20 protein-coding genes are annotated in these 22,632 nt (G+C 69.9%); 6 read left to right on the plus strand and 14 right to left on the minus strand.

Translation table 11 applies throughout. From position 1 onward, the window contains the following. Positions 1 to 101: 101 nt before the first annotated feature. Positions 102 to 2,363: a polyribonucleotide nucleotidyltransferase gene (locus tag BGO46_RS08320; RefSeq protein ID WP_292897137.1), complete on the minus strand. Its 2,262-nt coding sequence runs from the start codon at positions 2,361 to 2,363 to the stop codon at positions 102 to 104. A gap of 253 nt (positions 2,364 to 2,616) precedes the next feature. Here BGO46_RS08320 and BGO46_RS08325 point away from each other — a divergent pair, with 253 nt between their 5' ends. Together BGO46_RS08325 and BGO46_RS08330 are read left to right on the plus strand one after the other, a co-directional pair. After that, positions 2,617 to 2,787, plus strand: coding sequence for a DUF5302 domain-containing protein (locus BGO46_RS08325; protein ID WP_292678689.1), 171 nt, complete (start codon positions 2,617 to 2,619; stop codon positions 2,785 to 2,787). Positions 2,788 to 2,799: 12 nt separating this feature from the next. Beyond that, entirely contained in the window at positions 2,800 to 4,599 is a 1,800-nt protein-coding gene (locus BGO46_RS08330; protein WP_292678691.1) for a glycoside hydrolase family 15 protein, read from the plus strand. Here BGO46_RS08330 and BGO46_RS08335 read toward each other — a convergent pair. Next, on the minus strand, positions 4,590 to 6,638 hold the full coding sequence (locus BGO46_RS08335) for a GDSL-type esterase/lipase family protein (protein WP_292678694.1): 2,049 nt from the start codon (positions 6,636 to 6,638) through the stop codon (positions 4,590 to 4,592). The two genes, BGO46_RS08330 and BGO46_RS08335, sit on opposite strands and share 10 nt — an antisense overlap. A 151-nt stretch (positions 6,639 to 6,789) precedes the next feature. Here BGO46_RS08335 and BGO46_RS08340 point away from each other — a divergent pair, with 151 nt between their 5' ends. After that, on the plus strand, positions 6,790 to 8,142 hold the full coding sequence (locus BGO46_RS08340) for a gamma-glutamyl-gamma-aminobutyrate hydrolase family protein (RefSeq protein WP_292678698.1): 1,353 nt from the start codon (positions 6,790 to 6,792) through the stop codon (positions 8,140 to 8,142). A gap of 36 nt (positions 8,143 to 8,178) precedes the next feature. Here BGO46_RS08340 and BGO46_RS08345 read toward each other — a convergent pair whose 3' ends face one another. From BGO46_RS08345 to BGO46_RS08355, 3 genes are all read right to left on the minus strand, one after another. Beyond that, entirely contained in the window at positions 8,179 to 8,841 is a 663-nt protein-coding gene (locus BGO46_RS08345; protein ID WP_292678701.1) for an FMN reductase, read from the minus strand. Then, positions 8,838 to 10,043: an LLM class flavin-dependent oxidoreductase gene (locus BGO46_RS08350; RefSeq protein WP_292897147.1), complete on the minus strand. Its 1,206-nt coding sequence runs from the start codon at positions 10,041 to 10,043 to the stop codon at positions 8,838 to 8,840. Before BGO46_RS08350 ends, BGO46_RS08345 begins: the two co-directional genes overlap by 4 nt. A 206-nt stretch (positions 10,044 to 10,249) precedes the next feature. After that, positions 10,250 to 11,893, minus strand: a complete 1,644-nt coding sequence (locus tag BGO46_RS08355; protein ID WP_292678704.1) for a hypothetical protein — start codon at positions 11,891 to 11,893, stop codon at positions 10,250 to 10,252. Positions 11,894 to 12,007: 114 nt separating this feature from the next. Between BGO46_RS08355 and BGO46_RS08360 the strand changes: the two genes are divergently transcribed. Then, positions 12,008 to 13,126, plus strand: coding sequence for an acyltransferase family protein (locus BGO46_RS08360; protein WP_292678708.1), 1,119 nt, complete (start codon positions 12,008 to 12,010; stop codon positions 13,124 to 13,126). 403 nt (positions 13,127 to 13,529) lie between these two features. On the opposite strand, the gene rpsO is transcribed toward BGO46_RS08360, so the two are convergent. Then, positions 13,530 to 13,799 carry a 30S ribosomal protein S15 gene (gene rpsO, locus BGO46_RS08365; RefSeq protein WP_262872903.1) on the minus strand — a complete coding sequence of 90 codons (270 nt, stop codon included), beginning with the start codon at positions 13,797 to 13,799 and terminating at the stop codon, positions 13,530 to 13,532. Between the two features lie 179 nt (positions 13,800 to 13,978). Between rpsO and BGO46_RS08370 the strand changes: the two genes are divergently transcribed. Beyond that, on the plus strand, positions 13,979 to 14,200 hold the full coding sequence (locus tag BGO46_RS08370) for a DUF167 domain-containing protein (RefSeq protein WP_292679231.1): 222 nt from the start codon (positions 13,979 to 13,981) through the stop codon (positions 14,198 to 14,200). A 110-nt stretch (positions 14,201 to 14,310) separates the two neighbouring features. Here the strand turns inward: BGO46_RS08370 and BGO46_RS08375 are convergent, their stop codons facing one another. The 3 genes from BGO46_RS08375 to BGO46_RS08385 form a co-directional block, all read right to left on the minus strand. Further along, complete coding sequence (locus tag BGO46_RS08375) at positions 14,311 to 14,874, minus strand: YceI family protein (protein ID WP_292679229.1); 564 nt, start codon at positions 14,872 to 14,874, stop codon at positions 14,311 to 14,313. A 90-nt stretch (positions 14,875 to 14,964) separates the two neighbouring features. Further along, on the minus strand, positions 14,965 to 15,333 hold the full coding sequence (locus BGO46_RS08380; RefSeq protein ID WP_292679226.1) for an FKBP-type peptidyl-prolyl cis-trans isomerase: 369 nt from the start codon (positions 15,331 to 15,333) through the stop codon (positions 14,965 to 14,967). A gap of 274 nt (positions 15,334 to 15,607) precedes the next feature. After that, entirely contained in the window at positions 15,608 to 16,792 is a 1,185-nt protein-coding gene (locus tag BGO46_RS08385) for a PrsW family intramembrane metalloprotease (RefSeq protein ID WP_292679223.1), read from the minus strand. Between the two features lie 50 nt (positions 16,793 to 16,842). Here BGO46_RS08385 and BGO46_RS08390 point away from each other — a divergent pair, with 50 nt between their 5' ends. Next, the gene (locus BGO46_RS08390; RefSeq protein WP_292679220.1) at positions 16,843 to 17,706 is read left to right on the plus strand and encodes a fumarylacetoacetate hydrolase family protein; all 864 of its coding nucleotides are present in this window, start codon (positions 16,843 to 16,845) and stop codon (positions 17,704 to 17,706) included. 58 nt (positions 17,707 to 17,764) lie between these two features. On the opposite strand, the gene BGO46_RS08395 is transcribed toward BGO46_RS08390, so the two are convergent. From BGO46_RS08395 to BGO46_RS08415, 5 genes are all read right to left on the minus strand, one after another. Beyond that, on the minus strand, positions 17,765 to 18,295 hold the full coding sequence (locus BGO46_RS08395) for a DUF4190 domain-containing protein (RefSeq protein ID WP_292679218.1): 531 nt from the start codon (positions 18,293 to 18,295) through the stop codon (positions 17,765 to 17,767). Positions 18,296 to 18,382: 87 nt separating this feature from the next. Continuing rightward, positions 18,383 to 19,840 (minus strand): aspartate ammonia-lyase, encoded by a 1,458-nt coding sequence (locus tag BGO46_RS08400; RefSeq protein WP_292679215.1) that lies wholly within the window; start codon positions 19,838 to 19,840, stop codon positions 18,383 to 18,385. Between the two features lie 125 nt (positions 19,841 to 19,965). Continuing rightward, positions 19,966 to 20,871, minus strand: coding sequence for a phosphodiesterase (locus BGO46_RS08405; RefSeq protein ID WP_292679211.1), 906 nt, complete (start codon positions 20,869 to 20,871; stop codon positions 19,966 to 19,968). Between the two features lie 37 nt (positions 20,872 to 20,908). Continuing rightward, on the minus strand, positions 20,909 to 21,241 hold the full coding sequence (locus BGO46_RS08410; protein WP_292679209.1) for a peptidase: 333 nt from the start codon (positions 21,239 to 21,241) through the stop codon (positions 20,909 to 20,911). Then, a complete protein-coding gene (locus tag BGO46_RS08415; protein WP_292679206.1) occupies positions 21,238 to 22,488 on the minus strand; it encodes an inorganic phosphate transporter in 1,251 nt (416 codons plus the stop codon). Before BGO46_RS08415 ends, BGO46_RS08410 begins: the two co-directional genes overlap by 4 nt. Positions 22,489 to 22,632 lie beyond the last annotated feature (144 nt).

The following is a 22,632-nucleotide window of genomic DNA, read 5'->3' on the forward strand; positions in this document are numbered from 1 at the left end:
TCGCGGCGCAGAAATGTCCCCCGAACGGGGGACAAGGGGTGTAAAGAACGGATGCCCGCCCCTCCGCGGCGGGAGGGACGGGCATCCGGTCTTTGACGAGATCAGGCCTCGGCGGGAGCCTCAGCCGCGGCGTCGTCCGCAGCGGCCTCTTCGAGCACGGGCTCGAGCGACAGCTTGCCGCGGTCGTCGATCTTCGTGATGCGCACGAGGATCTTCTGGCCGACACCGAGGACGTCCTCGACGTTCTCGACGCGCTTGCCACCGGCGAGCTTGCGGACCTCACTGACGTGCAGCAGGCCGTCCTTGCCGGGCAGCAGCGAGACGAACGCGCCGAACGTGGCGATCTTGACGACGGTTCCGAGGAACTGCTCGCCGACCTCCGGGTTCGTCGGGTTCGCGATCGCGTTGACCTGCGCACGCGCAGCCTCGGCCGAGGGGCCGTCGATCGCGCCGATGTAGACGGTGCCGTCCTCCTCGATGGAGATCTGCGCGCCGGTCTCGTCCTGGATCGCGTTGATCGTCTTGCCCTTGGGGCCGATCAGCTCGCCGATCTTGTCGACGGGGATCTGCACGCTGATCACGCGCGGAGCCGTCGGCGCCATCTCGTCGGGGCTGTCGATCGCGGCGTTCAGCACGGCGAGGATCGTCGTGCGGGCTTCCTTCGCCTGCGTGAGGGCCGCCGACAGCACCGACGACGGGATGCCGTCGAGCTTCGTGTCGAGCTGGATCGCGGTGATGAACTCGCTCGTACCGGCGACCTTGAAGTCCATGTCGCCGAGCGCGTCCTCGGCGCCCAGGATGTCGGTCAGCGCGGCGTAGCGCGTCTGGCCGTCGACCTGGTCGGAGACCAGGCCCATCGCAATGCCGGCGACGGGGGCGCGCAGCGGCACACCCGCGTTCAGCAGCGACAGGGTCGAGGCGCAGACCGAGCCCATCGACGTCGAGCCGTTCGAGCCGAGAGCCTCCGAGACCTGGCGGATCGCGTACGGGAACTCCTCGCGCGAGGGCAGCACCGGCACGAGGGCGCGCTCGGCGAGGAAGCCGTGCCCGATCTCGCGACGCTTCGGGCTGCCGACACGGCCGGTCTCACCGGTCGAGTACGGCGGGAAGTTGTAGTGGTGCATGTAGCGCTTGCTCGTCGTGGGCGACAGCGAGTCGATCTGCTGCTCCATCTTGAGCATGTTCAGCGTCGTGACGCCCAGGATCTGGGTCTCACCGCGCTGGAAGATCGCCGAGCCGTGCACGCGGGGGATCACCTGGACCTCGGCATCCAGCGGACGGATGTCCGCCAGGCCGCGGCCGTCGATGCGCACACCCTCGGTGAGGATGCGTCCGCGGACGATGACCTTCGTGACCGACTTGTATGCGGCAGAGAACTCGGCGGCAGCGGATGCCGGGAGCTCCCCCGCCTCGATCGCGGCGGCCAGCTGCGCCTTGACGTCGTCCTTGACGGCGTCGTCGGCGTTCTGACGCTCGACCTTGTCGGCGATCTGGTACACCGGCACGAGGCGGTCGTACGCGCGACCGGCGACGAAGTCGTAGGTCTGCTGCGCGTAGGCGGGGAAGACCGGGTACGGCTGGATCTCCTTCGCGGCGGTGTTCGCCACGACATTCTGCGCCGCGACGAGCTCCTTGATGAAGGGCTTGGCGGCCTCGAGGCCCTGCGCGACGATCTCCTCGGACGGCTTGACGGCGCCGCCCTTGATGAGGTTCCAGCTGTTCTCGGTGGCTTCGGCCTCGACCATCATGATCGCGACGTCGCCGTCCTCGAGGACGCGACCGGCGACCATGAGGTCGAAGACGGCCCCCTCGACCTGTGCGGCGGTCGGGAACGCGACCCACTGGTCGGCGTGCTCGCCGTGGCCCGGGATGAGCGCGAGGCGGACACCGGCGATCGGGCCGGAGAACGGCAGACCGGAGATCTGCGTCGACAGCGATGCCGCGTTGATCGCCAGCGCGTCGTAGAACTCGCCCGGAGCGATGCTCAGGACGGTGACGACGATCTGGACCTCGTTGCGCAGACCGTCGACGAACGACGGGCGCAGCGGGCGGTCGATCAGACGGCAGACGAGGATCGCCTCGGTCGAGGGGCGACCCTCACGACGGAAGAACGAACCGGGGATCTTGCCCGCCGCGTACGAACGCTCTTCGACGTCGACGGTCAGCGGGAAGAAGTCGAAGCCCTCGCGAGGGTGCTTGCCGGCGCTCGTGGCCGACAGCAGCATCGTCTCCTCGTCGAGGTAGGCGGCGACCGAACCCTGCGCCTGCTGCGCGAGGCGTCCGGTCTCGAAGCGGATGGTGCGGGTGCCGAAGCGGCCGTTGTCGAGAACGGCTTCCGCAGCGGTGATTTCAGGACCTTCCAAGAGGTCTCTCCTTCTTTGTTTAGTCTCGGCGCCCGTGTGGCGACCGAGAGTCTTGCGAAGGAGCAAGCGCAGGCAGATCCAGATGCGCGACGATGTCGCGGTCAGCGCTGGTCACCAGTCGAAAGTCACCGTGCGAGACGGGAACCCACCACAGGGGACCAGCTTCCTGCCGGCCTGCTCCGGATGCCGCGGAAGATCCACGACAACCTGCACCAGCCTATCAGCCAGGCCCTGGCCTGCGTATGGTGGAGGCATGAGTACCGACGACCAGTCCGCCGCAGAGATGAAGCGCAAATTCAAGGAGGCGCTCGACAAGAAGAACGCGCAGCACCGCGGCGGCGAGGCGCACCTCGACGGAGACTCGGCGGTGCACGGCACGCACGGCGCCGTCACCAAGCGCGAGTTCCGCCGCAAGAGCGGCTGAGCGCGCGCCGACGTGCCGGACGTCATCGAGGACTACGCCCTGCTCAGCAGCGGGCGCACCGCCGCACTCGTGTCGCGGCAGGGGTCGATCGACTGGCTGTGCCTGCCGCGGTTCGATTCGGCGTCGGTGTTCGCCGCGCTCGTCGGCGGTGCCGAAGACGGCCACTGGTTGCTGCGTCCGACCGACGCGGATGCCACGTGCTCGCGACGCTACGACGGTGACACCTTTACGCTGATCACCCGCTGGCAGACGGCGTCGGGCGTCGCGGAGGTGCACGACAGTCTGCCCGTGAATCCGGAACGGATGGACGTCATCCACCGCGTCGATCTCGTGCGCCGCGTCGTCGGTGTCACGGGCGAGGTGATGTTCGCGCAGGAGGTGCGCCTGCGCTTCGACTACGCGCGGGCCGTCCCCTGGGTGCGCCAGACCGGCACGCACGCCGCTCCCGAGTTGACCGCGATCGCGGGGCCGGACGCCGTCGTGATCCGCGGCGGCACGCTGCGCGCGGAAGATCACGTCCACCGCGGCACGCTCACCGTCGCGGCCGGCGAGCAGCAAGACCTCGTGCTCACGTGGCATCCGTCGCACCGGCCCGCCCCCGATGCGCTCGACGTGGATGCCGCGCTGAAGGCCTCTGACCGGTGGTGGCGCAGCTGGGCGGCGCACATCACGACGCACGACGTGCACCGCGACGCGGTCGTGCGGTCGCTGCTGACGCTGCGCGCGCTGACCGATCACGACACGGGCGGCATCATCGCGGCGGCGACGACGTCGCTGCCGGAGGATTTCGGCGGCGAGCGCAACTGGGATTACCGCTTCGTGTGGCTGCGCGACGCGTCGCTGACGATCGACGTGCTGCTCTCGCACGGATTCGCGCATGCGGTCGACCACTGGCGGCAGTGGCTGCTGCGCGCGATCGCAGGAGATCCGCGGCAGCTGCAGATCGTGTACGGCATCGGCGGCGAGCGCGACCTGCCCGAACGCGAGCTGGGGCACCTGCCGGGCTATCAGGGTGCGCGGCCGGTGCGCATCGGCAACGGCGCGGCCGCGCAGTATCAGGCCGATGTCATCGGCGAGGTGCTGGCGGCACTGTTCGCGGCACGGGATGCCGGGACGGCCGAGGCCGCGCTGTCATGGCCGCTCGAGCGTGCGCTGCTGCGGCACGCCGAGGAGCGCCTGCCCGAGCCCGATCGCGGCATCTGGGAGACCCGCGGCGAGCCGCGCATGTTCACGCATTCGCGCGCGATGGTGTGGACGGCGTTCGACCGCGGTGTGCGATCGGTGCGCGAGCACGGGGTCACCGGCCCCGCGGCGCACTGGGAAGGCATCCGCGATGCCGTGCGCCGCGAGATCGATGCCGACGGCGTGTCAGCGCGGGGCCACTTCGTGCAGCATCCGGGTACAGATGCCGTGGATGCCTCGCTGCTGCTGCTGCCGACGGTCGGGTTCTGCGCGCCGGATGACCCGCGCATGCTCGCGACCGTCGCGGAGATCGAGCGGACGCTCATGCCGGACGGACTCGTGCTGCGCTATCGCTCCGAGTCGGGTGTCGACGGCCTGTCGGGGGTCGACAACCCGTTCCTGGCGTGCTCGTTCTGGCTCGTCGAGCAGTACGCGGCGACAGGTCGACTCGGCGACGCCCGGGCGCTCATGGCGCGCGCGTGCGACGTGAGCAACGACGTCGGCCTGCTCTCCGAGGAGTTCGACGTCACAGCGGGGCGCCAGGCCGGGAACACACCGCAGGCGCTGTCGCACCTCGCGCTCGTGCGCGCCGCCGACGCGATCGAGCGCGCGCAGTCGACTCAGCTCTGACGCACGCGCGAGCGCGACGAGCCGCGACCGGGGATCTCGATGTAGTCCGAGTGCTTCGCGACGATGCCGTCGCCGGCGGTGCGGCCACGCACCCGCCGCCACGCCCACGGCAGCGCGTCGCGCACGAGCCAGCTGCCGGTGACGGGGCGATCTTCGTCGCGGTCGTCGACACGGGCCGCCTCGCGGACCTCGTGCGAGTGCAGCGCCGCGTCGAGCTCGCCGACGGTCTCGGCATCCGGCACGCCGAGCGCTTCGGCGGCCCGGTACGCGAGCAGACGGTGGCCGCGCGACGAGAGGTGCACCTTGTCGTGCGCCCAGTTGCCCAGTTCACCGATGTCGTCGGTCGCGTCGAGCTGCAGGAAGATCGCACCGTGCGCGGCCGCGACGCTGCGCAGCTCGTCACTGAACCGGGCGAACCGCCGCGCGAGCGGCGCAGACGCGCGACGGCGCGGCAGGAACGGCGTCAAGAGCAGCACGTCCGATCCCTGCGCCCGCAGGCGCGCGACGGCGTCGCCGACCTGCGCGCCGAGGCGTCGCACGTCGGGGCGCGCAGAGACGAGGTCGTTGGCGCCGATGAGGACCGTGACCAGGTCGGGGCGCATCTCGAGTGCCCAGGGGATCTGCTCGTCGCACATGTGCTGCACGCGCCGGCTGCGCACCGCGAGGTTCGCGTACCGCAGCGGCTGCGTCGACCGCTGCGCGAGCAGCGTCGCGAGGCGGTCCGCCCAGCCGCGGTACTCGCCCTCGGGCATGCGCGAGGTGTCGCACAGCCCCTCCGTGATCGAGTCGCCGAGCGCGACGACGCTGCGCCACGTCCGCGGTGCGGGCGCGGTGGGCACGGGCGCATCCACGGGCGTGGATGCCGCGGTCGCAACGCCTGCGACGCCGCGCGCCCGCGGCGCCGTCACACCGGCAGCCTGCAGCGCGATCGCCTCGTCGTAGTGCTCCCTCAGGCGTCCCACGAGCGCGGGCCACGTGCGCTCGCCGACGCGCTCGCGCGCGGCGAGGCCGAACGCACGGCGCTTGCTCTCGTCACCGGCGAGGTCCTGCACGCGTGCGCGCAGGTCGCCCAGGTCGCCCGGCGTGTACAGCCAGCCATCGATGCTCGACCGCACGAGGTCGACGGGGCCGCCGGCGCCGGTCGCGACGACGGGCACGCCGCTCGCGTGCGCCTCCTGCAGCGTCTGGCCGAACGTCTCGCTCTCCCCCGGGTGCACGAAGACGTCGAAGCTCGCGACGGCCTGCGCCAGTTCTCGGCCGGAGAGGTGGCCGAGGAACACGGCATCCGGCAGGTACCGCTGCACTCGCGCGCGAGAGGGTCCGTCGCCGACGATCACGACCTGGATGCCGGGGATGTCACGCAGCGCGCGCAGATCCTCGACCTGCTTCTCGGGGGCCAGACGCCCGACGTAGCCGACGATGACCTTGCCGGGTGCGACCCACCCGCGCCACGCGTCGCTGCGGCGCTCGGGCGCGAACCGCTCGGTGTCGACGCCCCTGCCCCACATGCGTACGCGGTCGACGCCGAGGGCGTGTAACTGACGCTGCGCCGTCGACGACGGCGCGAGGGTGAGCGTCGCCCGGCGGTGCAGCCGCGCGACGTGCGCGGCCGTGAGCCGCGTCGCCTGCGGCACCCCGTAGCGGCGCATGTAGGCGATGACGTCGGTCTGGTAGACCGCGACGGTCGGGATGCCGAGGTTCTCGGCGGCCGTCAGCCCGCGCCAGCCGAGGAAGAAGGGGGAAGCCAGGTGCACGACGTCAGGGGCGAAGTCGCGCAGGATGTCGGTGACGTGCCCGTCACGGGCCATCGCGAGCCGCACCTGCGTGTAGCCGGGCAGCGGCACCGACGGCAGCCGCACGACGTCGCCGTGGGCGCTGTCGTGGGCGGCGGCGCCGGGACGTGGCGCGAGGGTGGCCTCCGGCGCGATGACGAGGGTCTCGTGGCCACTCTCGGTGAGGTGACGCACGGACTGCAGAACGGAGCCGGTGACTCCGTTCATGTGTGGCAGGAACGACTCTGCGACGAACGCGACTCTCATGTGTCCAGGGTCCCGGCTGCGCGGGCGCCGAACGGCGCGCAACGGCCCTCAGCGACGAGTCTTCGACAAGTGCTCGTCCATCGGTCACCTGAGCGTCACTCTCACGGCATTCGTTTGCCGCCGATTCACCGTTTCCTGGTATCCACAGAGGATGACCGACGACTGGCTTGCGCTGCTCGCGGCGAGCCCCTGGGCGCTGCCCATCATGGCCGCTCTCGTCGTCGGCGACGCGTTCCTCGTCGTCATCCCCGGCGAGGCGGCTGTCACCACCTTCGGCGCCCTCGCGGTGTCGACCGGATCACCCTCGCTCTTCGCGGTCATCGCCGTCGCGGCTCTCGCGGCCGCGACGGGCGATATCGCCTGCTACGTGGTGGGCCGCGCGATCGGCATCCAGCGTTGGCGGTGGATGCGCGCGCGCCGCGTGCAGGACGCGTTCACGTGGGCGCACGCGGCTCTGGATCGCCGCGGCGGGTCGCTCATGTTCACGGCTCGGTTCATTCCGTTCGCCCGCCTCGCGGTGAACCTCGTCGCCGGGTCGTCGCGGATGTCACTGCTGCGCTACCTGCCGCTCGTGGCCGCGGCTGCGACGGCGTGGGCCATCTATCAGGCGCTCGTCGGCGCAGCCGTCGCCGCGCTCATTCCCGGCGGCACGGTCGCCGCAGTGCTCGTGTCGATCGGCGTGGCACTGCTGCTCGGGTTCACGGTCGACCTCATCGTCGCGAGGGTCCGCAGGCGCTCGCGCGCGGCCGCCGGTGCCGCCGTCGGCGAGAATGGATCGGTGACCCGACTCCCCCGCATCGCCATGCCCGCCCGCCTCTCCGACGCCGACGGAGCCGACGCCCGCGTGGGCCTTGCCAACGCCATCTTCGACGATGTGGCTGCGCTCGTCCGCGCCGAAGACCTCGACGTCGTCGTGGTGCGGGATGCCGACCTGACCGGATTCGACGGACTCGTCCTGCCCGGCGGCGGCGACGTCGACCCCGCCCGTTACGGCGGCGACACGGCCGCGGCCTGCTACGACGTGAATCCCGCGCAGGACGACCTCGATCTCGACATCGCCGCTGCCGCAGTCGCTGCAGGACTGCCGATCCTCGGCGTCTGCCGCGGACTGCAGGTGCTCAATGTCTCGTTCGGCGGCACGCTCGTGGAGGATCTCGCGGCATCCGACGTGTTGCACACGCCCGGTGACGACGGCTGCGGCGAGCTCGAATGGACGTGGCATCCCGTCGCCGTTGCGCCCGGATCGCGGCTGCGCGGCGACCTGCCCGCGGATGAGATCGCCGTCGCCTCAGGGCATCACCAGGCGATCCGCGACCTCGGCGAGGGGCTCATCGCGACCGCGACCGCGACCGACGGCGTGGTCGAGGCGGTCGAGCACGAGACCCTGCCGATCGTCGCGGTGCAGTGGCACCCCGAGGCTGAGGGCACTCCGGCCGAGCTCGCGGCGGCACCGTTCGCGGTGTTCGCCGACCTCGTGCGCGCGGGATGTCTCGCACAGCGCTGAGCGCGGCCGGGCATCGCCAGCCGCGCTCGCGCGCGGTCACTCCCCCGCGAGTCCGCCCAGCAGGTGACCGAACGAGCGGCCCTGGCCGAGGTAGCTGTCGGGGTCGAACGGGTCGGCGGCACCGGCCGGCTCGCGGCGCGCGATGGCCTCGGCGAGTTCGCGCGCGCCCTTCTCGACGCGGGCCGACAGCGGCGCGACCTGATCGGCCGACGAGCCCCAGTCGCTGGATGCCGCGAACACGCCCGTCGACATCGCGTCGGCGTGCAGGTAGGCGAACAGCGGGCGGATCGCGTAGTCGATCGCGAGCGAGTGCCGGGCCGTGCCGGCGTTGGCGCCGATCAGGACGGGCTTGCCGGTCAGGGCATCCGGGTCGAGCACGTCGATGAACGACTTGAACAGTCCCGAATAGCTCGTCGAGAAGATCGGCGTCACGACGATCAGCGCGTCGGCCGAGACGACCGTGTTGATCGCCGACTCGAGCGCGGGCGGGGCGAAGCCCGTCAGCAGGTTGTTCGTGATGTCGTGCGCGAGGTCGCGCAGTTCGATCGTGTCGACCGTGGCCTCGATGGGCTGGGAGTCTGGTCCCTGAGCCTGTCGAAGGGCGGTCACCGTCGCCGCCGCGAGGCGGTCGGCGAGCATGCGCGTCGACGAGGGGTTCGACAGTCCCGCCGACACGACGGCGATGCGGCGCGCGCTCATCGTGCACCACCCGTCGCAGCCGCACCGAACGCGGCACCGGCCGGCGCCGGAGCGTCGGCGTACGGGGACGGACCCGACAGGTTGTCGCCGCGGTTCGCCCGCGGCGTCGCCTGCCGCGACGGGCCGTCACCGTAGGTCGCCTTCACGAGACCGGCGTGCGTCGGGGCATCCGGAACATTGCTCGGACGGTTCGTCGCGAACTCACGACGCAGCACCGGCACGACCTCGCCACCGAGGAAGTCCAGCTGCTCGAGCACGGTCTTCAGCGGCAGGCCCGCGTGATCCATCAGGAACAGCTGACGCTGGTAGTCGCCGAAGATCTCGCGCATGCCCGCGTAGCGGTCGATGACCTGCTGCGGCGAGCCGACGGTCAGCGGGGTCATCTCGCTGAAGTCCTCGAGGCTCGGACCGTGGCCGTAGACGGGCGCGTTGTCGAAGTACGGGCGGAACTGCGCCACGGCATCCTGCGAATTCTTCGCCATGAACGCCTGACCGCCGAGGCCGACGATCGCCGTCTCGGGCGCGCCGTGGCCGTAGTGCTCCCAGCGCTGGCGGTACAGGCCGATGAGGCGCTGGTAGTGCTCGGCGGGCCAGAAGATGTTGTTCGCGAAGAAGCCGTCGCCGTAGTACGCGGCCTGCTCGGCGATCTCGGGCGTGCGGATCGAGCCGTGCCACACGAACGGCGCAACGCCGTCGAGCGGGCGCGGGGTCGCGGTGAAGCCCTGCAGAGGCGTGCGGAACTTGCCCTCCCAGTCGACGACGTCCTCACGCCACAGCTGGTGCAGCAGCGCGTAGTTCTCGATCGACAGGGGCAGGCCCTGGCGGATGTCCTTGCCGAACCACGGGTAGACGGGGCCCGTGTTGCCGCGGCCGAGCATGAGGTCCATCCGCCCGCCCGACAGGTGCTGCAGCATCGCGTAGTCCTCGGCGATCTTCACCGGGTCATTCGTCGTGATGAGCGTCGTCGCCGTCGACACGATGAGGCGCTCGGTCTGCGCCGCGATGTAGGCGAGCGTCGTCGTCGGTGAGGACGACCAGAACGGCGGGTTGTGGTGCTCGCCGAGCGCGAAGACGTCGAGGCCGACCTCCTCCGCGTGCTTCGCGATCTCCACCGTCGCGCGGATGCGCTCAGCCTCGCTCGGCGTGTGACCGGTCGTCGGATCCTGCGTGATGTCACTGACCGTGAAGATGCCGAACTGCATCTGTGCCTGCACCCCGCTGGTGATCTCGCTCACATTGTCCTCGCTCACGTCCTGCTCCGCTCCTCGGATGCCTCGGCATCCATTCTATTCAAGTGAATGTACCGAGTAGAACGCGGCTCGTTTCCGAGTATTCCCGACGCGGGTGGAAATACGCACGAAGCGGGGGCGGATGCCTCGGCGTCCACCCCCGCTGACAGGTCATACCGTCAGTGCGCCCGGCGGACCTTCACCCCGACGACAGCCGCGGCGCCCAGCGCGAGGGCGAGCAGGCCCGCCACGAGCGGGAGCTGCGCCGCCTGCGCGGTGCCACCGGTGACAGCCAGGCGGGGCTGGGTGGCGGCGGGTGCGGCCACGACCGGAGCCGCCACCACGACCGCGGGCTCCACGACCGGCTCGGCCGGAACGACAGGCTCCGGATCGACGACGGGCGTGAAGATCGGTGTGCCGCCGACCTTGCCGAAGGCGAAGATGAACGTGTTCGGCGTTCCGCCCACGGGGTCGGTCGAGGTCTGCCCGAACGAGTAGGCCTCCGCGCCGACCGCAGCCAGCGCCGTCTCGGCCTCGGTCTGCGATGCCGCGCCACCATAGAAGATGATGAACGACAGGGACTCGCCCGCCGCGAGAGACCCGAACGAGAAGTCGAACAGCGCGCCGTGGTCGTTGGGACCGGAATCGACGGCCTCACCCTCGAACATGATGTGCGACGGCCCCGACAGGGGGTTCGAGCTCGCGAATCCGTCGTCGCTCGTGTAGGTGATCGCGCTCGCCGTACCCCGATCGATCGTGACGTACTCGCTGAAAGCCGTCGGCTCGACGTCCCAGTCCATCACGCGCCGGTACTGGACGGTGGCGATCGTGTCGCCGCTGAGGTTCTCGATCGTGACGTTCACCTGGTAGAGGTTGGGCGTCTCCGCAGCCGGAACATAGGCGTGCGTGACCCGGAAGTACGGCGCCCCGGCATCGTCGCGCACGAGCACCACCGACGTCGCCGTGGAACCCGTGTACTCGAACGACTCGACCTCGAGATTGCGCCCACCCAGACCGTCATCGACGTTGGCTCCACCCCAGATCCCTGTCGCGGGATCGGCGACACCCCAGCCTTCGCAGAGGCATCCGGGCGAGGTCGAGTCGTTGCCGGTCGGCAGGAACTCGAGGCCGGCGTCGCCGGGGCCGGCGGCCGAGCCCGTCCCGTCGACGGTGTTGAGCTCGCCGGTGGGGTTGACCGCCAGCAGGATCGTGCCGTTGTCGATGCAGACCGCGGGCGCACACGGGTCGCCGGGCGCAGGCAGCGCCGCCGCTTCGATCGCCGCAGGCTCCGCCGACTCCGCCGCGAACAGCGTGACAGTCGGCTCGCTGACCGGTTCCGCGAGCACGTCCTCGGCGGTCGCCCCGGGTTCCGCGACGACGACCGTCGGGGCGGGCGCTGGTTCTGCGGCGGGCTCTGGTTCTGCGGCGGTTGCTGCGGCGGGTGCGGGATCGACGGTCGGCTCTGCAGCGGCGGGCGCGGGATCCGCGGCGGGCTCGGCTCCCGGCGCGGACTCAGGCGCGGCTGCGGCTGCCGGCGCGGGTTCTGCTGCTGGCGCGGGCTCTGCCGCCGGTGCCGGCTCTGCCGCCGGTGCCGGATCGGCCGCCGGTGCCGGATCGGCCGCCGGTGCGGGCTCCGGTGCAGGCGTCGTCGGTGTCTCGGTGACCCCCGGGTCGGGCGCGACCGCTGCGGCGGACGGCTCGGACGTGGCATCCGTCACGCCACCGTCATCGGCGAAGGCCGCGACAGGTGCGAGAACGAGTGCCGCGGTGACGGCGGCGATGGCCAGCGGCTTCCCATGCCGGCGGCGAGTGGTGTGGAACATATCGATGACCCCCAGTCTCGATGGTGAAGGAGCGTCCTTCGCCGAGGAAGAGGCAGGTCGGGCGCGCGGCGATACATGCGCGGTCGCAGCGGCCTGCGGGTAAGGTGGCGGCCGATGGATGAGCAGCACGCCGCGAGGCGCACCGGCGCGGTCCCGACGGCGAAGCGTCGGGTGCCGCTGTGGGACAACGCGCGGTTCGCGTGCATCATGCTCGTCGTCCTCGGGCACGCCGTGCAGCGGCTCACCTACGACAGCGACATCGCACTCGGGCTGTACCTGGTCATCTACGCCTTCCACATGCCGGCGTTCGCGATCATCTCGGGGTACTTCTCGAAGTCTGACTCGCCCTCGCGCCGCCAGATGGCGCGCGTGGTCACCGACATCGTCGTGCCGTACGTGATCTTCGAGACACTGTGGACCCTCACGAAGTGGATCGTCGAGGGCCGCGCGAACCCCGACATCACACAGCCGTCGTGGACGCTGTGGTTCCTGCTCGCGCTCGCGATCTTCCGCCTCGTGCTGCCGTATCTGTCGCTGCTGCGGTGGCCGCTCGCCTGGACGGTCGTCATCTCGATCGCGGCGGGCTACTGGACGAACATCGACTCGACGCTGTCACTGTCGCGCACCCTCGGTCTGCTGCCGTTCTTCACCCTCGGGTGGTGGCTCGCGCACCACGACATCGTCGCGCGGTTCGATCTGCTGCGCCGGCGCCGCTGGTGGACGCGCGCGGGCGCGCTCGCCCTGTTCGCCGTCGTGGGGTTCCTCGCCTGGTACTTCGTGGATGCCTGGCGAGCGATGAACCTGCGTGAGTGGCTGTTCTACGACGAGAGCTACGCCGACCTCGGCGGCCCGTGGTGGTCGGGCGCCGTGCGCCTGGCCCTGATGGCGATCGCGCTCGTGCTGAGCATCGCCTTCTTCGCGTTGATCCCCCGCGGCACGCACTGGTGGACCCACTTCGGCCAGTACACGATGTACGTCTACCTGCTGCACTCGTTCGTGCTGTACCCGTTCCGCGAGACGGGGATCCTGCGCCACGCCGAGCCGACCTGGCTGTGGCTGCCCGCCGTGATCGTGTTCTCACTGGTGATCGCACTCGCGCTCGCGACCAAGCCCGTGCGCTGGGTGTTCCGGCAGCTCGTAGAGCCCCGGCCGAACTGGCTGTTCGCCGACCCGACCCTCGCCCGCCGCGAGGGCCACCGCTCCGACCCCACCGGCTCGCGCCGCCCGCGATGAGGTGTGCGGCCCGGGGCGAGGGTCCGCCGCAGGGAAATGATGGCGCATCTGCGCCCCTCAACCAGGATGACCCCCTCATTCGGGGCATCCATTTCTGTTGCCTGCAGAATGGTGGGCGCAACTGCGCCCCTCAGCCGAGGCGAGGGGGTCACTCGCGCCACCTATCTCGGGGCGAGCGATCGAGGTGGCCCCGCGGCCCGCGAGACACCCCACCCGCGAGACTTCAGTGGTGCACCGAGACAGCACACCACACGTGCAGTCTCGGTGCACCGTTGCAGTCTCGCGGTCTATGCGGGGGGGACGCGGCGCCGAGGGTGACGCCGCAGACAAAGCGAGAGCCGCCCCACACCGTGGGGCGGCTCTCCAAGAATGTTCTGCGCGATTGAACGCTGGCAGCGGTGCTTTATCGGCGAAGACCGAGGCGCTCGATGAGCGAGCGGTAACGGTTGATGTCGACTTCCTGCAGGTAACCCAGCAGGCGACGGCGCTGACCGACGAGCAGGAACAGACCACGACGCGAGTGGTGGTCGTGCTTGTGCTCCTTGAGGTGCTCGGTGAGGTCCTTGATGCGCTGCGTCAGCATCGCGACCTGCACCTCGGGGGATCCGGTGTCACCGGGGTGCGTCGCGTACTCTTCAATGATCGCCTTCTTGACGTCTGCTTCCAGTGCCATAGGTGATCCCCTTCCTCTTTGCTGCGCGGCGCCCGACGCCTGATGCGTGGGCTCTCTTTATCCGCGGCCGATCCAACGGCAACCTGAAGAGTCTACCAGCCCCTCGACAGGCTCGGGGGCCACCTCGACAGACTCGGGGGCCACTTCGACAGGCTCGGGGGCCACATTAGGCTCGACGCGTGCAGTACACCGTCCGCGTCAAGCCTGGCAGCCGCAAGGGCCCGCTTGTCGAGACGGATGCCGAGGGTCTCATCGTCTACGTGCGCGAGCGCGCGGTCGACGGCGCCGCCAACGACGGCGTCATCGCGGCGCTGGCGCAGCACTTCGGCGTGCGCAAGCGCGACGTCACGATCCTGCGCGGCCACACCTCGCGCATCAAGCGCGTCGAGGTCGACGAGTAGGCGCAGACGCTGAAGAGGGCGGATGCCATGGCATCCGCCCTCTTGCGGCCCCTCCCGACATGCTCGCGGGCCAAGCTCAAAGCCCCTCGACATGCTCGAGGGCCAGACGATCAGGCCTGCAGCGAACCCTGCAGGTCCAGCGTGATGGTGACGTCCTTGCCGACGAGCACGCCGCCGGTCTCGAGCGCCGCGTTCCAGGTGAGGCCGAAGTCCTCACGGTTCACGACCGTCTTGGCCGTCGCGCCGGCCTTGTAGTTGCCCCACGGGTCGACGCCGAAGCCGCCGAACTCGAGCTCGAAGGTGACAGGCTTGGTGATGCCGTGCAGCGTCAGGTCACCGTCGACGAGGAAGTCGCCGCCCTCGTAGCGGACGCCGGTCGAGGCGAAGTCGATCGTCGGGAACTGCTCGACGTCGAAGAAGTCAGCCGAACGCAGGTGCGTGTCGCGACCCTCGTCCTTCGTGTCGACCGAGGCGGCGTCGGCCGAGGCCGTGACCTTGGCCTCAAGCGGGTTGGCCGGAGCCTCGATCGTCGCGCTCTTGAGTCCGAAGACGCCGCGCACCTTCGAGATCATCATGTGACGGACGGAGAAGGTGACCTCGCTGTGCGAGGGGTCGAGCACCCAGGTGCCCGCCTTGTAGCCGGGGATCTCGATGGCGGTGGTGGAGTCGGTCATGTCTTGCCCTTCAAAACGGAAGATGGTCTGCGGAGGTGAAACGCCTCCGCAGACCATCTATTCCAACGAATACAAATAAATCTCGGTGAATCAGCCGACCGCGAGCAGGTCGATGATGAAGATGAGGGTCTTTCCGCCGAGGAAGTGACCACCCGCGGGGCCGTAGGCCAGGTGCGGCGGGATGACCAGCTCGCGGCGGCCGCCGACCTTCATCCCCGGGATGCCGTCCTGCCAGCCCTGGATCAGGCCGCGCAGCGGGAACTGGATCGACTCTCCGCGTCCCCACGACGAGTCGAACTCCTCGCCGGACTCGAACTCGACACCCGCGTAGTGCACGGTGACGTTGTCGCCGGGCTTCGCCTCGGCGCCGTCGCCCACGATGATGTCGCGGATGACGAGCTCGGACGGCGCGGGGCCGCTGGGGGCGTCGAACTCAGGCTTGGTGCGCTCTTCACTCATGGCATCCATCCAAGCACGGATGCCTGGAGGATGCTCTGCGGCACATATGAACGGCCGCTGAATGCGGTTCGGCCGCGTTGCCGAGCGCTGAGGTTTCGACAGCCGCCTGCGGCGGCTGCTCAACCTTGAGTCGCGGCCGCATCAACGCGCGCTGCGCGCGCATTGATCCGGCCCGACTCAAAAACTCAGCGCTCGGTGCCGCGGCGATGCCTGCGTGACTCCCGAGCGCTGAGCTGGTCTGTTCTGCCAATGGTGCCGGGGGTCGCGCCGGGTGTCAAGGGTGGTGACCCAGCAGCGCAGCGCGCGCGGCGGTCGCGCGGGCCAGGTAGATCTGCTCGTCGCGCGCCGCCTGCGGGTCGCGCCCGGTGCGCACGCGCTGCCGCGCGGCGGCGAGCGCCGTGGCCTCGGCGATGTACGAGCGCATCTGCCGCGAGCGGTCGCCGGGCAGCGTCCGCGCCCACGCGATCGCCCGGCGACGGCCGGCTCCGGTCGAGAGCAGGTCGACCTCGGTGGGTGTGAACCAGCCCGCGGCGGCGTACTCCCCCAGCCGTTCTCGCGTCAGCCGCGCTTCTTCGCGACGCAGGGCGATGAACCCGACGATGAAGGCGATGAACAGCGGCACCTGCAGCGTCACGTACAGGTGGAAGAAGTCCGAGAACATGGCCGACCCGTTCCACAGCGCGTGCAGCGCGACGGCACCGAGATAGCCGAGCAGCCCCGCACCCGCCGCGGCGGCGGGCCCGGCGCCGTCGCGCGCGGCGCGTCCGATGGCGTAGCCGGTGACGGCGGTGAACATGACGTGCGCGAACGGCGAGAGGATGCCCCGGAGCAGGAACGTGAACGCCGTGTCGGGAACACCGCTCTCGATGAGGCTCGTCGCGAAGTAGAGGATGTTCTCGGTGAAGGCGAACCCGGCTCCGACGAGCGCGCCGTAGACGACGCCGTCGACGGGTCCGTCGAACGCGCGCCGCGCGAAGACGAAGATGAGGAAGACACCGAGGCCCTTGGCGAACTCCTCGATCAGCGGCGCTTGGATGACCGACGACAAAGCGTCGCGCACGGGATCGTCGGGAGGGCTCGGCACCACGGCATCCAACAGGATGTCGACGCCGAGCGCGATAGCGACGGCGGCGATCGCACCCCACGCGACGGCGAGCACGACGAGCGAGGTCGGCTCGGGCTCCCAGCGGTCGGCGATGCGCACGGCCAGCAGCACTCCGGCGAGCGGGATCAGCGCGAGCACCATACCGATGCCCGACGCGACGACGCCGAGGTAGGTCAGCACGTACGCGACCAGGCCCACGAGCAGCACGATGAGCACGGCGAACAGCCAGATCGGCGCCGAACGGCCGCGCCGCGGCGGCGTAGGCACGGCGAGTGGCTGCGGCGGTGCCGGGGCCGCCGTGATCGGGCCCGGTGCGGCCTGAGTCGGCCCGGCCAGCGGGGGCAGGTGGCTCATATCGTTCAGCCTAGGGGTCGCCCCCGACCGGCACGCACTAGCCTGAGGGGATGCGCTTCGCCCACGTTCGCCTGCCAGAGTCGGCCGAACCTGAACTGGCCGTGATCCAGAACGGCGCGGCGGTTCCGGTGGCCGGCCTGTTCGCGGGTGCCCCGTGCCGCCTGCAGGCGCTCATCGACGGCGGCGACGAACTGCTCGATAGGGTGCGGAGTGCCGCGGCGGGCGCCGAAGGCATCCCGCTCGATGGCCTCGCGTACGGCCCGGCCGTCGATGAACCGCCGGTCGTGCTGGCGATCGGGCTCAACTATTCGGCGCACTCGAGTGAGCTGGGACTGAAGGCCGACGCGGCGCCGACCGTCTTCGTGCTGTGGCCGAATTCGCTCTCGTCGCACGAGGCGACGACGTCGTGGCCGCGGTCACTGAGCGAATCGGTCGACTACGAGGCCGAACTCGGTGTCGTCATCGGCCGCCCCGCCAAGGACGTGCCGGCATCGGACGCCCTGTCGCACGTGTGGGGGTACACGGTCGTCAACGACATCACGGCGCGCGACATCCAGTTTTCCGAAGCGCAGTGGTCGCGCTGCAAGTCGTTCGACGGGTTCACACCCAACGGCCCGTTCGTCGTCACCGCCGACGAGATCCCGGACCCACAGGATCTGCACATCTGGGCCGTCGTCGACGGGCAGACGGTGCAGGATGCCTCGACCGGTCAGATGATCCGCTCGGTCGCGACCCTTGTCTCGCACCTCTCGCAGTCTGCGACCCTGCTGCCGGGCACGTTGATCTCGACCGGCAGCCCGGGCGGCGCAGGCTACTCGCGCGACCCGCAGATCTTCCTGCGCGACCGCTCGAGCGTGACGGTCGGCGTCGACGGCATCGGCGAGCTCACCACGCACTGCCGCATCATCGGCTGACGCGAACGCGAGAGGCGCGGGCCCGCAGGACCCGCGCCTCTCGCCGCCGTCGAGAAGATCAGCGACCGGAGTTGCTCAGCACCTCTTCGCACGACATCGTGATGCCCTGATAGACGATCGTGCCAGTCGGGTCGTCGAGACAGGCGTTGACCTGATTCACGAGGTCGGCGCCGGACGTCGCGAGCCACGCCCCGATGGCGATCGCAACGATGATGCCGATGACGATCAGCACCGAGCTGACGATGATCGCGGCCAGCGCGATGCCGTTCTTCTTGCCGGCCTTCTTCGACTGGACGAGCGCGACGATGCCGAGGATGAGTCCGACCAACTGCAACCCGATCGGGACGATCGCGAGGACAAGCGCGACGATCCCCAGCGTCTTGCCCGGAACCGGGGCACCGGGCGCGGCGGCGTAGCCGGCCGAGGCGTCGTAGGCGGGTGCGGCACTGTACGCGGGCTGCTGGTATGCCGGCTGTTCGTAGGCGGGCGGGGTCGCCGCCGGCGGGGTCGTCGGTGCGTACTCGCCGTAGGCGGGCGGCGGCGGTGTCGGCTGCGAGGCGTCGGGCGCAGGCGTGTTGGGGTCGGTCATGTCGGCCTCCTGGAGTGCTATCGCGCCGGGGTCCCGGCCCAACGACGCTACCGGCCCGGCCGTCCGCACGCCAGGATCGGCACGCCGTCAGAGGTCGACGAGGTTCTCGGCCGGCTGGATGATCGGGATGGCCTGCGTGATCGCTTCAAGCCCCGACAGCCGCGCCGGCGACAGCTGCTTGTCGACCTCGGCGCGACTCATCAGCCCCGCCTCGACGACGAGGTCGCCGACGTTCCGGTGCGTCAGCAGCGCCGTCTTGGCGAGGGCGGCCGCCGCCGCGTATCCGATGAACGGGGTCAGCGCCGTCACGACGCCCACCGACGAACCCACCATCGCGCCGAGGCGCTCGCGGTTGGCGGTGATGCCGTCGACGCAGTTGAGGCGGAACGTGCGCATCGCACGGCGCATCCAGGTGATCGACTGGAAGATCGAGTGCGCGATGATCGGCTCGAAGGCGTTCAGCTGCAGCTGCCCGCCCTCGACGGCCATCGTCACGGTCAGATCGGCTCCGGCGACCGAGAAGGCGACCTGGTTCACGACCTCGGGGATGACGGGGTTGACCTTGCCCGGCATGATGCTGGAGCCCGCCTGCATCGCAGGCAGGTTGATCTCGCCGATGCCGGCCTGCGGGCCCGAAGAGAGCAGACGCAGGTCGCTCGCGATCTTCGACAGCTTGATCGCGTTGCGCTTGAGCGTCGACGAGAACGACATGAACGAGCCGGTGTCGCTCGTGGCCTCGACGAGGTCGGGGGCGGTGGCGAGGTCGAGTCCCGTGATCTCGCGCAAGTGCTCGAGCACGGCGGCCGCATACCCGGGGTGGGTGGTGATGCCGGTGCCGATCGCCGTCGCGCCCATATTGACCTCGAACAGCAGGTACGCGTTCTCGGTGAGCCGCTGGTGGTCGTAGCCGAGCGTCGAGGCGAAGCCGTGGAACTCCTGGCCGAGGGTCATCGGCACGGCATCCTGCAACTGCGTGCGGCCGATCTTGAGGATGTCGTGGAACTCGACGGCCTTGTTCATGAACGACTGGCGCAGCAGGTCGAGCTCTTCGAGCATCGACACCAGGTCGAGACTCAGCCCGATCTTGACGGCGGTCGGGTACACGTCGTTGGTCGACTGCGACCGATTCGTGTGGTCGATCGGCGAGAGGTAGGCGTAGTCGCCCTTCTCGCGGCCAGACATCTCCAGCGCGATGTTGGTGATGACCTCGTTGGCGTTCATATTGGTCGACGTACCTGCACCGCCCTGCACGACGCCGACGATGAACTGGTCGTGGAACTCGCCGTCGATGACCCGCTGCGCCGCGCGGTCGATGAGGTCGGCGCGCACCGGGTCGAGCACGCCGATGTCGCGGTTGGCGCGCGCGGATGCTTGCTTGACCATCGCGAGCGCGTTCACGAGGTCGCGATAGACCGAGATCGGCCGCATCGAGATCGGGAAGTTCTCGAGGGCACGTGCGGTGTGGATGCCCCAATAAGCGTCGGCGGGTATCTCCATCGATCCCAGGGAGTCGGTTTCGGTGCGCGTCGTCGCGTCCTGTGCCATGAGTGCTGTTCCTTGTGGGTGCGTCGCCTCGGGCGGTGTCGGTTGGTCGCGTTCGAGCCTACCCGCGACGGGCGCGGCCAGGCCTGTACGCGACGGACAATGAGCGAGAGTGACTGTCCGCGGCGTCAGCGCTTGCGCGAGAACGCCTCGAGACGCTCTTCGGGCGTGAGCGCGGCCATGCGCGCCGTCCATTCGGGAGTGAAGAACTCGGCCGTCTCCGCCTCGACGACGGGGACGACGGCGTGGGTGATCGTGTCGTCGTAGACGTGCACGAGGCGGAAGGACTGCCCGGCATCCATGCCGTTGACCTGCTGCGGCGGGCGCTGCAGATTCATCGTGTAGCACGTCGCGGCGGCGACACTGACGGGGATGCCGGCGAAGGTTCCGCTCGTCGAGTAATGCAGGTGGCCGGCCAGGATCGCGCGCACGTCGGTGCCCGCGAGCACCCCGGCGAACTCACTCTGGTGCTGCAGTTCGAGGATGTCGAAGAAGGGGATGTGGCTCGGCAGTGGCGGGTGGTGCAGCGCCAGGATCGTGCCGAGTGGCGCAGGCTCGGCGAGCACGCCGCGCAGCCAGTCGAGCTGCTGCGGGTCGAGGTCGCCGTGGTGCCAGCCGGGCACGGTCGAATCCAGCGCGATCAGCCGCAGGCCGTCGAGATCCCACACGCCCGTGACCGGTTCTTGCGTGGGAGCAGCGTCGAGCAGACCCGCCCGCAGCGCGGGGCGCTCGTCGTGGTTGCCCGCGACCCACACGATCGGTGCGCCCAGTCGCGCGGCGAACGGCTCGGCCTCGGCGCGCAGGGCGGCGTATGCCTCGGGCTCGCCGAGGTCGGTGAGGTCGCCCGTGAACACGATCACGTCGGGACGGATGCCCGTGCGCTCGACCGCCGCGAGGGTCACCGCGAGATTCGCGGCCGTGTCGTAGCGTCCGCCGAGCGGACGGTTGCCGGCGAGCAGGTGCGTATCGCTGAGGTGGACGATGCTGCGCGCTGCTGCCGGATGCTGACCGAGCGAGAGGGGCGTGGAGGCCATGTCGCCAGCCTAGGGCCGGGCGCCGACGGCGCGAGGCCTAGCGGATGACGATCAGCGCGAGGCCTGCGAGCACCGCGAGCGCGCACAGCGTGAAGGAGCCGTAGGCGCCGACGAGGGCGAGGCGTTTCTGCGCCTCAGTGAGCGGGCTTTTCCGGGCGGCCTTCGCAGCGGCCTTCTCCGCACGACGCGCCTCTTTGTCGGTGATGATCGTGATGGCGTCGGGGAACTCTGCGGGGGCGACGACGGGTGCACGCCCGGCGCGAACGAGCAGCCGCAGCCCGGTCGCGTAGAAGCCGACGACGAGGCTCGCCCCGGCGAGCGCGGCGAAGAACACCTGGATGAAGGCGAGCCAGTCGATCTCGAGGTTCACTGGGCATCCCCCTTCTTCGTCGTCTGCTTGGCCGCGTGCTCGGCAGCGGCGCGCTCGTCGGCGCGGCGTCGCCGGCGCGTCGGCGGCGGGTTGCGCGTGACCTTGACCGCGAGACCCGAGTCAGCGACCTCGCTCATCGCGTTGGCGGCGTCGACATGATCACGCCGCGACCGCAGGAACAGCCCCACGATGATCACCACCGCGAGGACCGCATCTACGACCACTCCCCAGCCACCGAGCCACACGACGAACAGCGCGGCGACGGCACCGACGGCACCGGATGCCGGCAGCGTCAGAACCCATCCGACGGCGATGCGCCCGACCGTGCGCCAGCGCACCGTGGAGCCGCGCCGCCCGAGGCCCGAGCCGATGACCGAGCCCGAAGCGACCTGCGTCGTCGACAGCGCGAAGCCGAGCGCGCTGGAGGCGAGGATCGTGGCCGCGGTGGACGTCTCGGCAGAGAAGCCCTGCGCCGGCTTGACGCCGGTGAGTCCCCTACCGAGCGTGCGGATGATCCGCCAGCCGCCCATGTAGGTGCCGAGCGCGATGGCCAGCGCACACGCGAAGATGACCCACAGGTGGGGGTCTGCCTGGTCCGAGCTCTGCCAGCCCGCCATGATCAGCGCCAAGGTGATCACACCCATCGTCTTCTGCGCATCGTTGGTCCCATGCGAGAGGGCGACGAGCGATGACGTGAAGATCTGCCCCCAGCGGAAGCCGTCACGTCCATCGGGCTTGTTGTCGTAGCGCCGCGTCACCGCATAGGCGAGGCGTGTCACGACGAACGCGATGACACCCGCCGTGAACGGCGCGATGAGCGCCGGCAGCACGACCTTGCTGAGCACCTCACCGAAGTCGATCGCTGCGGCGCTGGCGCCCACGAGCGTCGCGCCGATCAGGCCGCCGAACAGCGCGTGCGACGAGCTGGAGGGCAATCCCAGCAACCACGTGAGCATGTTCCAGGTGATCGCACCGATGAGGCCGGCGAAGATGATCGGCAGGAAGTCGACGGGGGTGATCTGGTCCTCACGGATGATCCCGTGCGAGATCGTCTTGGACACCTCGGTCGACAGGAACGCGCCGACGAGGTTGAGGCCGGCGGCGAGCATCACCGCGACTTTGGGTTTGAGTGCACCTGTCGCAATGGGAGTCGCCATCGCGTTGGCCGTGTCATGGAAGCCGTTGGTGAAGTCGAAGAACAGCGCGAGCGCGATCACCAGCACGACGATGAGGGCAGCGGATTCCACAGATCGCTTTCCGTCGAGTTCATAAAGGGAGGGAGCCGATGAGATCGGCGGTGCGAACGAAAAGTTCACCGTGGGTTCATATTCCGGCAACCGGACCAGAGAGATTTTCGCACACCGCCGCGCCCCTGCACGACGTGCGGAGCG

Source organism: Microbacterium sp. 70-16 (assembly GCF_001898315.1).
Classification (GTDB): domain Bacteria; phylum Actinomycetota; class Actinomycetes; order Actinomycetales; family Microbacteriaceae; genus Microbacterium.